We start from the raw sequence: 13316 nt of genomic DNA on the forward strand, positions 1-13316 counted from the left end.
GCGGGCTCACATCCGGAAGACGCCGAAGCCGCCGCGGGCGCCCTCGACGGGGGCGTTGTGGACGGCCGACAGGCACAGGCCGAGGACGGTACGGGTGTCGCGCGGGTCGATGACCCCGTCGTCGTACAGCCGCCCGGACAGGAACATTGGCAGGGACTCGGACTCGATCTGCGCCTCCACGAAGGCGCGCATCCCGGCGTCGGCCTCCTCGTCGTACGGCTGTCCCTTCGCGGCGGCGGACTGGCGGGCCACGATGGACAGCACGCCGGCGAGCTGCTGGGGGCCCATGACGGCGGACTTGGCGCTGGGCCAGGCGAAGAGGAACCGCGGCTCGAAGGCGCGGCCGCACATGCCGTAGTGGCCGGCTCCGTAGCTGGCGCCGATGAGGACGGAGAGGTGCGGGACGCGGGAGTTGGAGACCGCGTTGATCATCATCGAGCCGTGTTTGACGATGCCGCCCTGCTCGTACTCCTTGCCGACCATGTAACCGGTGGTGTTGTGGAGGAAGAGGAGCGGGATGTCGCGCTGGTTGGCGAGCTGGATGAACTGGGCGGCCTTCTGCGACTCGGCGCTGAACAGCACGCCCTGGGCGTTGGCGAGGATGCCGACCGGGTGGCCGTGGAGGGTGGCCCAGCCGGTGACCAGGCTGGTGCCGTAGAGGGGCTTGAACTCGTCGAAGTCGGAGGCGTCGACGATGCGGGCGATGACCTCGCGGGGGTCGAAGGGGGTCTTCAGGTCGGCCGGGACGATGCCGAGGAGTTCCTCGGGGTCGTACTTGGGCTCCTCGGCGGGCTGTGGATCGGGGTGGGGCTTGCGGTGGTTCAGGCGGGCGACGACGCGGCGGGCCTGGCGGATGGCGTCGTGCTCGTCGAGGGCGTAGTGGTCGGCGAGGCCGGAGGTGCGGGCGTGCATGTCGGCTCCGCCGAGGGACTCGTCGTCGCTCTCCTCGCCGGTGGCCATCTTGACGAGCGGCGGACCGCCGAGGAACACCTTGGACCGGTCCTTGATCATGATGGTGTGGTCGGACATCCCCGGGATGTACGCGCCTCCGGCGGTGGAGTTGCCGAAGACGACGGCGACGGTGGGGATGCCGGCGGCCGAGAGCCGGGTCAGGTCGCGGAAGATGGCGCCGCCCGGGATGAAGATCTCCTTCTGGGAGGGGAGGTCGGCGCCGCCGGACTCGACGAGGCTGATGCAGGGGAGTCGGTTCTGGCGGGCGATCTCGTTGGCCCGGAGGGCCTTCTTGAGCGTCCAGGGGTTGGAGGCGCCGCCGCGGACGGTGGGGTCGTTGGCGGTGACCAGGCATTCGACGCCCTCGACCGTGCCGATGCCGGTGACGATGGAGGCGCCGACGGGGTAGTCGCTGCCCCAGCCGGCGAGCGGGGACAGCTCCAGGAAGGGCGTGTCCGGGTCGAGGAGCAGCTCGATGCGCTCGCGGGCGAGGAGCTTGCCGCGGTCCTTGTGGCGGGCCGTGTACTTCTCGCCGCCGCCGAGGAGGGCCTTGGCGTGCTCGGCGTCGACCTCGGCGAGGCGTTCCCGTGCGGCGGCGCGGGCGGCGGCGAACTCGGGGGCGTGGGGGTCGACGGTGGTGGTGAGTCGGGTCATGGGCCGGTCCCCTCCGGGGCGGGCAGCAGGTGGGTGGGGATGTCGAGGTGACGGGCGCGCAGCCATTCGCCGAGGGCCTTGGCCTGGGGGTCGAAGCGGTGGGCGGAGGCGACGCCGGCGCCGAGGATGCCGGGGATGGTGAAGTTCAGGGCGCGGAGGTTGGGGAGGGGGTGGCGGGTGACGGGGAGACCTGCGGTCTCGGGGAGCAGGGTCTGGAGGGTCTCGACGGTGAGGGTGCGGTGGAGCCAGTCCCAGGCCTCGTCGGATTCCGCCCACACCCCGATGTTGGCGTCGCCTCCCTTGTCGCCGCTGCGGGCGCCGATCACTCTGCCGAGGGGGGCGCGCGTCATGGGCCCTGCGGGGCTCTCCCCCATCCCGTCCCTTCCCGCAGCACCGATCAGCGGCTTCGCCGCGGGCATGACTCCGCCCCGGCCCCCTCCGGGGGCTCCGCCCGCCGGACCCCCGTCCCGGGGCTCCGCGCCGGGCCCGGCGGTGCCCGGCGGCACGTCCGGGATGCGGGGGGCCGGGTGGCGGGTGCCGTCGGGGAGGACGGCCACGTGGGGGACCGAGCTTGCCGGGATCGTCGACGCCGTGAAGACGCCGTACGGCTGGGCCGGGCCCGGCGGTGTCGTGACGTGGAAGCCCGGATAGCTGGCCAGGGCCAGTTCGATGGCCTCCGAGGTCAGCACGCGGCCCACCCGGTCCGCTGAAGGGTCCCGCACCACCAGGCGGAGAAGTGCGCTGGCCGTCTCCTCCGTCTCGGCGTCCTCGTGGTCCGTACGGGCCAAGGTCCAGTCGGCCGTGGCCACCTGGGACAGCGCACCGGCCAACTGCGCCCGCACCAGCGCCGCCTTCGCCTCGATGTCCAGCCCGGTCAGGACGAAGACCACCTCGTTGCGCCAGCCGCCGATGCCGGTCACGCCCACCTTGAGGGTGGGTGGCGGGGCCTCGCCCACGACTCCCGTGATCGCCACCCGGTCCGCACCCACCTGCGACAGGCGGACCGTGTCCAGGCGGGCCGTGACGTCCGGGCCGAGGTAGCGGGGGCCCTGGGTCTCGTACAGGAGTTGGGCCGTGACCGTGCCCGTCGAGACGACGCCGCCCGTGCCCGGGTGCTTCGTGATCACCGACGAGCCGTCCTCGGAGATCTCCGCCAGCGGGAACCCGGGCCGGCGGACGTCGTGCGCCGTGAAGAAGGCGTAGTTGCCGCCGGTGGCCTGGGTTCCGCACTCCAGGACATGGCCCGCCACCACCGCCCCCGCCAGCCGGTCGTAGTCGTCCGGCGCCCAGTCGAACCACCAGGCCGCCGGCCCGCTGACCAGGGCCGCATCGGTGACCCGGCCCGTGACGACCACGTCCGCGCCCGCCCGCAGGCAGGCCGCGATGCCCGCGCCGCCGAGGTAGGCGTTCGCGGTCAGCGCGCCCTCCGCGAACGGCATCAGGTCGTCGCCCTCGACATGGGCGACCGACACCGGGACCCCGACCTTGGCGGCGAGCGCGCGGATCGCGCCGGCCAGTCCCGCCGGGTTGAGGCCGCCCGCGTTGGCGACGATCCGTACGCCCCGCTCGTGCGCGAGGCCGAGGCCCTCCTCCAGCTGGCGCAGGAAGGTCTTGGCGTAGCCGAGGTCCGGGGTCTTCAGCCGGTCGCGGCCGAGGATCAGCATGGTCAGCTCGGCGAGGTAGTCGCCGGTCAGCACGTCCAGCGGCCCACCGGTCAGCATCTCCTCGAACGCGCTGAAGCGGTCCCCGTAGAACCCGGAGGCATTGCCGATGCGCAGCGGCCGCCGGCCGGTCATCGCGTGGCCCCCGGGGCGCGGCCGGGGCCCGCCGGGCCCGCGAAGGCCTGGGCGATGTCCAGCCAGCGGTCGGCGTCGGGGCCGGTCGCGGTCACGGCCAGGTCCGCACGGTGGGCCCGCTGGGTCACCAGCAGGCAGAAGTCGAGGGCCGGGCCGGTGATCCGCTCGGCCGCGTCCGGCGGGCCGTAGGCCCAGGGCTCACCGCCGTCCGGGGGTACGAGCTCCACCCTGAACTCCCCGGCGGGCGCGGGCAGTCCCCGCACGGCGAACGCGTAGTCGCGGGCCCGTACGCCGATCCGGGCCACGTGCCGCAGCCGCGCGGTCGGGGTCCGGCGTACTCCGAGGGCGTCCGCGACGTCCTGGCCGTGCGCCCAGGTCTCCATCAGGCGGGCGCTCGCCATGGAGGCTGCCTTCATCGGCGGCCCGTACCAGGGGAACTTGGCTTCGGGCGAGGCCGCGGCCAGCGCCGCGTCGAGGGCGGCGCGCCCGGCCCGCCAGCGGTCCAGCAGCTCGGCGGGCGGCAGCGCGGCGCCCTGGGCCGCGCCCTCGTCCACGAAGGAGTCGGGGGCCTTCACCGCCTCCTCGACCATGAGGGCGAAGCCTTCCGGGTCGGTGAGGGAGACCAGCGCGGCACGGTCGGTCCAGTGCAGGTGGGCGATCTGGTGGGCGACGGTCCAGCCGGGCGCGGGGGTGGGCCCGGCCCATGCGGCGTCGGACAGGTCCCGCACCAGGGTTTCGAGTTCGAGGCCTTCCTCGCGCAGATCGGCGAAGACGGCAACAGCTGACGGATCGAGCACGGCGGGCTCCCCTTTCGGCGCGAGGGGAAGACTGGCAGCCGTCAGCAAAACAATCAAGCATGCTTGCATGATTTGGCCACCGGGCGCCGCCTTCGCGCCATCGCCCCCAACTGGCCCGGGCCACCGCGGATTTCGCAGTCGACACCGACCCCGGGCAGGTCCGGGGCCCCGGCCGCCGCGAGCCCGGAGGGGGCGATTCAGGCCGTACGTCGGAAAGCCCCGAAAGATCACCGGATGTCGCATCGATACTGAACGCTTCGTCCCCCGCCCCGCGAAGAATTCACTCGACGAAGAGGATGAACCGACGTGATTCCAGCCGCTTTCTCCCTCTATCCCGAACTCGACGCGACCACCCTCACCGCCTTCGTCACCGCCCTCGAGACGGGTGACGTCACCGGCCTCGCCCCCGCCCGCGCCGCCGAGGTCGCCGACACCCGCTCCGTCGCCGTCTTCAGCCGTGCCAAGGTCGCCGGCGCCGACGGGGACCTGCTCGACGCCGCGCTGTGGCGGCACAACGGGGTCCAGCCGCGGCCGGTGATCGTGATGCCCTCGCCGTGGACGAACCACGGCTGGCTCCCGTACGCCGTCCAGGCCAGCGTCTTCGCGGCGCGCGGCTACAACGTCCTCGCCTACAGCACCCGCGGCTTCGCCGGCTCCGAAGGCCAGGTCGACGTGGCCGGCCCGCTCGACGTCGCCGACGGCAGCCGGGCCCTGGACCACCTCATCGAGCGCACCGCGGGCCCGGTCACGAGGATCGGCTTCCTGGGGGACTCGTACGGCTCGGGCATCAGCCAGCTCGTCGCCGCGCACGACACCCGCGTCGACGCGGTGGTGGCGCTCAGCACCTGGGGCGACCTCGGCGAGGCCTTCTACGAGAACCGGACCCGGCACGTGGCTGCCGTCGAGGCGCTGCTCAAGGCCGCGTCCAAGGCCCGGCTGAGCCCGCAGACGCAGAGCGCGTTCGAGAACGTCCTCGCCAACCGCGACATCCAGGGCACCCTGCGCTGGGCCGAGCCGCGTTCGCCGTTCGGCCACATCAAGGAGCTCAACCGCCGCCAGGTCCCGGTGTACTTCTCGCACGCCTGGCACGAGACGCTCTTCCCCGGCAACCAGACCCTGAAGATGTTCAACGAGCTCACCGGCCCCAAGCGCCTCGACCTCTCCATCGGCGACCACTCGGGGCCCGAGATGACGGGCATGATCGGCCTGCCCAACCGGATCTGGACGAACGCCCACCGCTGGTTCGACCAGCACCTCAAGGGGATCGACAACGGGATCGCCGACGAGGGCCAGATACTCAGCGAGGTCATGTGGGGCCAGGCCCTGGAACCCCGCCCCACCTGGCATTCCGTCACCGAAGAGGTGCGCCGGCTGCACCTGGTGAGCGGCGGGGAGCTCGCCGAGCGGCCCGAGGCCGGCTGGAGCGCGGGCGTCCTGTGCGGGGTGGACACCCCGGCGACCGTCGCCGACGAGATCGTACGGTCGGGGTACGACGAGATCGCGGGTCGTCCGAAGGCGTACCGGACCGGCGACATCGACCGCACCGTCGCCGCGGTGTGGGCGGCGGACCCGGAGGCGGAGACGACCCGGCTGCGCGGCACGCCCCGCCTGCGCGTCACGTACCGGGCCGCGAACTCCAAGTCGTCGTTCGTCGCCTACCTGCTCGCCGTGGCGCCCGACGGGACGGCGCACATCGTCACGCACGCCCCGTACTCCGACCTCGACTCGCCGCCGGACAGCCTGGTCAGCGCCGACATCGAGCTGCAGGCGACGGCGTACGACGTCCCGCGCGGGCACCGGCTGATGCTGGTGATCGACGCCCGCGACCCGTTCTACGGGGACGCCAACCTGCCGCGCGCGACGCTGGCCTTCACCTCCCCGGAGGCCACGCCGTCGTACCTGGACCTGCCGCTGGGATGACGGCCGGATGAGGACTGCGCCCGCGCCACCAGGCACCCCCGTGGCCGGCGGGGCGGGCGCAGTCCGGGACCCGACGGGCTCAGGAGGACTGCGCGGTGCGGCGCGTCAGGTCCATCGTCCAGTTGAGGAGCCAGGTCGCGCCCTCGTCGAGGGAGAAGTACTGCTCCCAGCGGGCGGAGTCGGCCCGGACGTCCTTCCACACGAACCGCGCCCGGACGGCCTTTCCGGCGTGGGTGTCCTCGCCCTCGAAGACGCCGGTGCCGTCCGTGAACCGGCCGGTGACCGGCGGGAAGAGGGTGCCGGTGCGGCGGCTCGCCCAGTACAGCGACCACTGCCCGCGCTCCGGGTCGTACAGGCGCAGGGTCAGGCCGGCGAAGCCCTTCGTCGGGAACTCGATCTCGTCGAAGCTCGCGGCGCCGTCGAAGTGGCGGGAGGCCTTGGACAGGGCCGGGAACTCCTCCCAGTCGCTGTCCGGGTCGAGGAAGTCGGTGCGCCGGCGGTTGGTGACGTCCCAGGTGCCGAGGAGAAAGTCGAAGTCGTTCATGCAGCGCACCGTAGGAGGATCCCACTGACATCCTGTGTCAGTGAAGTCCAGCCGATTGCTGTCGATCCTGCTGCTGCTCCAGACCCGGGGCCGGATGACCGCCGCCGAGCTCGCGCAGGAGCTCGAGGTGTCCGTACGTACGGTCTACCGCGACGCGGAGGCGCTGGCCGCGGCGGGCGTCCCGCTGTACGGGGACGCCGGGCACAGCGGCGGCTACCAGCTGCTCGCCGGCTACCGGACCCGGCTGACCGGGCTGAGCACGGGCGAGGCGGAGGCGCTGTTCCTGACCGGGATGCCGGGTCCGGCGGCGGAACTCGGCCTCGGCCCGGCCCTGTCGGCGGCCCAGCTGAAGCTTCGGGCGGCCCTGCCGGCGGAGCTGGGGGAGCAGGCCGACCGGATGCGGCTGCGGTTCCACCTGGATGCGCCGGGGTGGTACGCGGAGCACGAGGAGACCCCGTACCTGGCACAGGTCGCGGACGCGGTGTGGCGGGGGCGGGTGATCGAGGTCCGCTACCGGCGGTGGAAGGATCCGCAGGAGGTGGACCGGCGGCTCGAGCCGTACGGGCTGGTGCTGAAGGCGGGCCGCTGGTACCTGGTGGCCGCCCCGGCGGAGCCCTCCGGGCGGGCCGGGGCGACGGGCTCGGCGGGGCCGCGGACGTACCGGGTGGACCAGATCCTGTCGGTCCGCGAGACGACCGAGGAGTGCCTGCTGCCGGAGGGCTTCGAGCTGGCGGCGCACTGGCGCAGGACCCAGGAGGAGTTCCATGCGCGGCTCCATCCCGAAGAGGCGGTGGTACGGCTCTCCCCGCGGGGCGCCGCGCGGCTGACGGGCGCCCAGGCGCGGGCGCTGGCCGCCGGGGGCGCCCCGGACCCGGAGGTGGCGGGCTGGACCCGGGCGGTCCTGCCGATCGAGTCGGAAGAGCAGGCGCAGGCGCAGTTCCTGGCCCTGGGCCCCGACGCGGAGGTCCTTTCCCCATCGCCCCTGCGGGCCCGGATCCGGGACGCGCTGGGGGCGATGTCGGCCCGGTACGGGGACGGAGACGGAGACGGAGCACATGACGGATCCGGCCCCGTCACCTGAGGGGGCGGGGCGGGCTCGCCGCCGGCCGGCCCGCCCGTCAGGTGCAGACGGGGCCCGGGCCGGCCGCTGCCGTGGCGCGGAGGAGGTCGCGGAGCAGCGTGAAGTCCACCGCCGACGGGCGGCGGAAGCGGAGGCAGGCCTTGCCCATGTCGTGTCCGGACAGGCGGTCCGCGAAGGCGTCCCGGACGTCCGTCCGCATCAGGTAGAAGGAGATGTACTGCTTCTGGTTCGCCCAGGCGATCTCCCCCGCCTCCGCCCCGGCCCGTACGTACGCCGGCATGCCGTACGCCATGACCTCCTCGAAGCCCGTCAGCTCCGCCAGGCACAGCTCGCGCAGCCGCGTCAGGGCCTCGCGGCGGGCCTCCGGGGCCCCGGCCAGGTACGCATCGACCTCGTCCGTGCCCGGCATCAGGCGACCGCCTTGCGGCTCTGGGAGCGGACCGCGCCCATGCTCGCCGCGATGACCAGCGCGATCGCCAGTGCGTCCAGCGCCGACATCGCCTGGTTCAGGAGCAGGAACCCGGCCGTGGCCGCGATCGCCGGCTCCAGGCTCATCAGGACCGCGAACGTCGGTGCGGGCAGGCGGCGCAGCGCCAGGAGCTCCAGGGTGTACGGCAGGACGGAGGACAGGACGGCGACACCGACCCCGAGGGCCAGGGTGCCCGGGACCAGGAGGTCGGAGCCCGCTTCGACGACGCCCAGCGGGAGGGACAGCACCGCCGCCACCGCCATGGCGAGGGCCAGCCCGTCCGCCTGCGGGAAGCGGCGGCCCGTACGCGCGCTGAACACGATGTACGCCGCCCACATCGCGCCCGCTCCGAGTGCGAAGGCGGCGCCCGGGAGGTCGAGGCCGCCGAAGCCGCTGCCGCCGCCGTGGGTGGCCAGCAGGGCGACACCGGTCAGGGCCAGGCCTGCCCACAGCAGGTTCACCAGGCGGCGCGAGACGACGACCGAGAGGACGAGCGGGCCGAGCACCTCGAGGGTGACGGCCGGGCCGAGCGGGATCCGGTCGATGGACTGGTAGAAGAGCCCGTTCATGCCGGCCATCGCGACGCCGAAGGCGACGACGGTGACCCAGTCCCCACGCGAGTACCCGCGTACCTTCGGGCGGCACAGGGCCAGCAGCACCAGCGCGGCGGCCGCCAGCCGCAGCGTGACCACGCCCGCGGCGCCCGCCCGCGGCATGATCATGACCGCGAGCGCGGCGCCGAACTGCACCGAGACCCCCGCCGCGATCACCAGGGCGACCGGGCCGAAGCGCGACGGGCCGGCGGCCGGCGGGAGGGCCGGAGCCGCGGTGCCGACGGCCACCGGGGTGGGGGCGGGGGCGGATTTGGGGGAGGGTGCGGGCATTCATCCAGACTAAGGGGTACGTAAGGGCCATCGGGGCTTGCGTTGCCTTACAGGCCCTCCGCCAGCAGCTCCGCCAGGTGGCGGGCCGCCCGGGTCCCGCCGTCGGAGAGCTGGGCGATCTGGGTACGGCACGAGAACCCGTCCGCCAGGATCGCGGCGCCGGGCGGGGCTGCGCGCAGGGCGGGGAGCAGTTGTTCCTCCGCGCAGGCGACGGAGACCTCGTGGTGGCCCGGTTCGAAGCCGAAGTTCCCGGCGAGGCCGCAGCAGCCGCCGCTGAGCTCGCCGCTCAGCCCGGCCCGCTCGCGCAGCCGGCGGTCGGCGGAGTCGCCGAGGACGGCGTGCTGGTGGCAGTGGGTCTGGCCGACGGCCGGGCGGTCGAGGCGGGGCGGCTGCCAGTGGGGGGCGTACTCCTCGAGGGTCTCCGCGAAGGTCCGGACGGCGCGGGCGAGGTGCTCCGCGCGGGGGTCGTCGGGGAGGAGGGCGGGGAGGTCGGTGCGCAGGGCTGCGGCGCAGCTGGGTTCGAGGACGAGGACGGGCTCATGCACGTGTGCGTCGCCCACGGCGTCGAGAGTGCGGCGGAGGACTTTGCGGGCGCGGTCGAGGCGGCCGGTGGAGATGTAGGTCAGGCCGCAGCAGACTCCCGCCGGGGGGAGATCCACGGCGAGGCCGGCGGCTTGGAGGACGCGGACGGCCGCCTGGCCGGTCTGCGGGGACAGGTACTCGGTGAACGTGTCGGGCCAGAGCGTGACGCGGGGCCGGTCGGGGCCCTGGGGGCGGCATCCTTCCCCGCCCCGCCCCTTCCCGCAGCATCGACCAGCGGCTTCGCCGCGGGCGGGGCCCCGCTCCGGACCCCGTTCCTCAAGTGCACCGGGCGATCCAGCCCCGTCGGCGTTCGAGGCGCGGGGGTTCACGGGCAGGGCCCCCGAGGGCGCCGGACCCGGGCTGCCGGGGGCGAGCCCGGCAGAACGGCCGAAGGGCTGCGCGTCGCGGCCCGCGCGGTGCCACCAGCGGGTGAACGGCTCGCGGGCCAGTGGGGGGAGGGTGCGCTGCGGCGTCAGGCCCGGCAGGCGGAAGTGCCGGGCCACCGCGTTCGCGGGGGCCGCGGCGCGGAGGGCTGCGATCAGGCGGAGCCAGGCCGGCAGGCCGCCCAGGGTGTAGTGGGACAGCGGGCGGATGCGGCCCGCCCAGTGGTGGTGCAGGAACTCCGCCTTGTACGCGGCCATGTCCACGCCCACCGGGCAGTCGCTGCGGCAGCCCTTGCAGGCCAGGCAGAGGTCGAGCGCCTCGGCGACCTCCGTCGAGCGCCAGCCGTCGGTCACGATCTCCCCCGCCAGCATCTCGTGCAGCAGACGCGCCCTGCCCCGTGTGGAGTGCTGCTCCTGCCCCGTCACCCGGAACGACGGGCACATCACCCCTGGCCCGGGCACGTCCGTCGAGCGGCATTTCGCCACGCCCACGCAGCGGCCCACCCCATCCGACAGGCCCCCACCCGGCAGGACCGCGAAGCGCAGGTTCTCGTCCAGACGGGCCGGGCGGACCAGGATGTCCGGGTTCATGCCGCCCGCCGGGTCCCACACGTCCTTGTACGCGCCGAAGAGCCGGACGACCTCCTCCCCGTACATCCTCGGCAGGAGCTCGGCCCGCGCCTGCCCGTCCCCGTGCTCCCCGGAGAGCGAGCCGCCGTGGGAGACCACCAGGTCCGCCAGGTCCGAGGAGAACGCCCTGAAGCGGGCGATCCCCGCCTCCGATGCCAGGTCGAAGTCGATCCGTACGTGGACGCAGCCCTCGCCGAAGTGCCCGTACGGGGTCCCGCGCAGCCCGTGCGCCGCCAGCAGGGCGCGGAACTCCCGCAGGTACGCGCCCAGCCGGGCCGGCGGCACCGCGCAGTCCTCCCACCCCGGCCAGGCCATGCTCCCTCCCCCGGACTCCGTCCGGGAGGTGCCCCCGGGCATCCGCGTCGCCGTACCCGCCGCGTCCTCCCGGATCCGCCACAGCGCCCGCTGCCCCGCCGGGTCCGTGACCACCGCCGAGTCCACCGCGTCGGCGGCCCGTACGAGGGACCGGGCGGCGCCCTCGTCCCGCATCTCGACGAACAGCCAGGCCGCCCCGCGCGGGAGCCCGGCCGCGCCGCGGACCAGGTCGGCCGCCATGCCCTCCACCGTCAGCGGCCCGAACCGGAGCAGCCCCGCCGCCGCGTCCGCCGCCGCGCTCTCGTCCGCGTACCCGAGGACCGCGAGCGCCGGCGCGCGCGGCGCCTCCACCAGGCGTACGACCGCCTCGGTCACCACCCCGAGCGTGCCCTCGCTCCCGCAGAACGCCCGGGCCACCTGCACGCCCCGCTCGGGCAGCAGCGCGTCCAGCCCGCCGTATCCGGAGATCCGCCGCGAGAAACCCCCGCCCCCGGCCATGCCCGTGCGCAGCACCGCCAGGTTCTGCGCCACCAGTTCGCGCAGGCCCGCCGGGGCTCCCGGCCAGCCCGTGCCGAGCCGGTACGAGGAACCTCCGTACGCCGTGACCGCCAGCTCCGCCACGTTGTCCGCGGTGGTCCCCCAGGCCACCGAATGGGCCCCGCACGCGTTGTTGCCGATCATGCCGCCGAGCGTGCAGCGGGAGTGGGTGGAGGGGTCCGGGCCGAAGGTCAGCCCGTACGGGCGCGCCGCGTCGCGCAGCCGGTCGAGCACGAGGCCCGGCTGGACCACGGCCATACGGGCGTCCGGGTCCAGCGACACGAGGGCGTTCATGTGCCGGGTCAGGTCCAGCACCACGCCGACGCCCGTGGCCTGCCCGGCGATCGACGTGCCGCCGCCGCGCGGGACGACCGGTACACCGGCGTCCGCGCAGATCCGCAGCGCGGCCGCGACGTCCTCGGCGTCGCGCGGCGCGACCACGCCGGCCGGGACGCGCCGGTAGTTCGAGGCGTCCATCGTCGCGAGGGCGCGCGCCGCGGCCCCGAAGTCCACCTCCCCGCGCAGGTTCTCCCGCAATGTCCGTTCGAGTTCCCCGGGTGACGTCACGGCCCCACCCTCCCACCGGACGGACTCGTCTCACCGGGTGGACGCGCCTCCAAGGCGTGGACCAGGACCCGATACGCTCCACTGGTGGCCGAGATCCAGATTCCCGCTGACATCAAGCCCGCCGACGGACGCTTCGGCGCGGGCCCCTCCAAGGTGCGGACCGAGGCGCTGGACGCCCTCGCCGCCACCGGTACCTCCCTGCTCGGAACCTCGCACCGCCAGGCCCCGGTCAAGAACCTGGTCGGCTCGGTGCGTCAGGGCCTGCGGGACCTCTTCTCCCTCCCCGAGGGCTACGAGGTGATCCTGGGCAACGGCGGCTCCACCGCCTTCTGGGACATCGCGACGCACGGGCTGATCGAGCAGAAGTCCCAGCACCTGACCTTCGGCGAGTTCTCCTCCAAGTTCGCCAAGGCCGCGAAGCTCGCGCCGTGGCTGGACGAGCCGACCGTGATCTCCTCCGAGCCGGGCACGCACCCCGAGCCGGCGGCCGAAGCGGGCGTCGACGTGTACGCGTACACGCACAACGAGACCTCGACGGGTGTGGCCGCGCCGGTCAAGCGCGTCGCGGGCGCCGACGCCGGGTCACTCGTTCTGGTGGACGCGACCTCGGGTGCCGGCGGCCTGCCGGTGGACATCACCGAGTCCGACGTCTACTACTTCGCCCCGCAGAAGTCCTTCGCCTCCGACGGCGGTCTGTGGCTGGCGGCGTTCTCCCCGGCGGCCCTGGAGCGCGCGGCGCGCGTCCACGCGTCCGGCCGGCACGTCCCGGAGTTCTTCTCCCTGCCGACGGCGATCGACAACTCGCTGAAGAACCAGACGTACAACACCCCGGCGCTGTCCACCCTCTTCCTGCTGAACCAGCAGCTGGAGTGGATGAACGGCCAGGGCGGCCTGGAGTTCACGACCGGCCGTACGGCGGCCAGCGCCCGCAACCTGTACGGCTGGGCCGAGGCGTCGAAGTACGCCACCCCGTTCGTCGCGGACGCCGACAAGCGCTCCGCCGTCATCGGCACGATCGACTTCTCGGACGACATCGACGCGGCCGCCGTCGCCAAGGTGCTGCGCGCCAACGGCATCGTGGACACCGAGCCGTACCGCAAGCTCGGCCGCAACCAGCTGCGCATCGCGATGTTCCCGGCGATCGACCCGGCGGACGTGCAGGCGCTGACCGCGTGCATCGACTACGTGATCGAGAAGCTCTGACCG

Annotated in this window: 10 protein-coding genes; 3 read left to right on the top strand and 7 right to left on the bottom strand. The window is 74.0% G+C overall.

Annotated features, from left to right (window positions below; genetic code table 11):
• Positions 1–6: 6 nt before the first annotated feature.
• Genes IF09_RS0122925 through IF09_RS0122935 form a run of 3 tightly spaced genes read right to left on the bottom strand, consistent with a single transcriptional unit; the run spans position 7 to position 4198 of the window.
• Positions 7–1605 carry an acyl-CoA carboxylase subunit beta gene (locus IF09_RS0122925; protein ID WP_030298613.1) on the bottom strand — a complete coding sequence of 533 codons (1599 nt, stop codon included), beginning with the start codon at positions 1603–1605 and terminating at the stop codon, positions 7–9.
• The gene (locus IF09_RS0122930; protein ID WP_030298614.1) at positions 1602–3401 is read right to left on the bottom strand and encodes an acyclic terpene utilization AtuA family protein; all 1800 of its coding nucleotides are present in this window, start codon (positions 3399–3401) and stop codon (positions 1602–1604) included. Before IF09_RS0122930 ends, IF09_RS0122925 begins: the two co-directional genes overlap by 4 nt.
• Entirely contained in the window at positions 3398–4198 is an 801-nt protein-coding gene (locus IF09_RS0122935; protein WP_030298615.1) for a TIGR03084 family metal-binding protein, read from the bottom strand. The genes IF09_RS0122930 and IF09_RS0122935 overlap by 4 nt, the downstream gene beginning before the upstream one ends.
• A 306-nt stretch (positions 4199–4504) precedes the next feature.
• Between IF09_RS0122935 and IF09_RS0122940 the strand changes: the two genes are divergently transcribed.
• Positions 4505–6118 carry an alpha/beta fold hydrolase gene (locus IF09_RS0122940; protein ID WP_030298616.1) on the top strand — a complete coding sequence of 538 codons (1614 nt, stop codon included), beginning with the start codon at positions 4505–4507 and terminating at the stop codon, positions 6116–6118.
• A gap of 79 nt (positions 6119–6197) precedes the next feature.
• Here the strand turns inward: IF09_RS0122940 and IF09_RS0122945 are convergent, their stop codons facing one another.
• Entirely contained in the window at positions 6198–6662 is a 465-nt protein-coding gene (locus tag IF09_RS0122945) for a hypothetical protein (protein WP_030298617.1), read from the bottom strand.
• Between the two features lie 40 nt (positions 6663–6702).
• Between IF09_RS0122945 and IF09_RS0122950 the strand changes: the two genes are divergently transcribed.
• Positions 6703–7743: a helix-turn-helix transcriptional regulator gene (locus IF09_RS0122950; protein WP_037635733.1), complete on the top strand. Its 1041-nt coding sequence runs from the start codon at positions 6703–6705 to the stop codon at positions 7741–7743.
• A gap of 37 nt (positions 7744–7780) precedes the next feature.
• Here the strand turns inward: IF09_RS0122950 and IF09_RS0122955 are convergent, their stop codons facing one another.
• The 3 genes from IF09_RS0122955 to IF09_RS0122965 are packed head-to-tail and all read right to left on the bottom strand — an operon-like array spanning position 7781 to position 12020.
• Complete coding sequence (locus IF09_RS0122955) at positions 7781–8152, bottom strand: iron chaperone (RefSeq protein ID WP_030298620.1); 372 nt, start codon at positions 8150–8152, stop codon at positions 7781–7783.
• The gene (locus tag IF09_RS0122960) at positions 8152–9096 is read right to left on the bottom strand and encodes an EamA family transporter (RefSeq protein WP_030298622.1); all 945 of its coding nucleotides are present in this window, start codon (positions 9094–9096) and stop codon (positions 8152–8154) included. The genes IF09_RS0122955 and IF09_RS0122960 overlap by 1 nt, the downstream gene beginning before the upstream one ends.
• 47 nt (positions 9097–9143) lie before the next feature.
• Positions 9144–12020, bottom strand: coding sequence for an FAD-binding and (Fe-S)-binding domain-containing protein (locus IF09_RS0122965; RefSeq protein WP_106975118.1), 2877 nt, complete (start codon positions 12018–12020; stop codon positions 9144–9146).
• Between the two features lie 174 nt (positions 12021–12194).
• Here IF09_RS0122965 and serC point away from each other — a divergent pair, with 174 nt between their 5' ends.
• Complete coding sequence (gene serC / locus IF09_RS0122970; RefSeq protein WP_030298625.1) at positions 12195–13313, top strand: phosphoserine transaminase; 1119 nt, start codon at positions 12195–12197, stop codon at positions 13311–13313.
• Positions 13314–13316 lie beyond the last annotated feature (3 nt).

Source organism: Streptomyces katrae (assembly GCF_000717655.1).
Taxonomy (GTDB): Bacteria; Actinomycetota; Actinomycetes; order Streptomycetales; family Streptomycetaceae; genus Streptomyces; species Streptomyces katrae_B.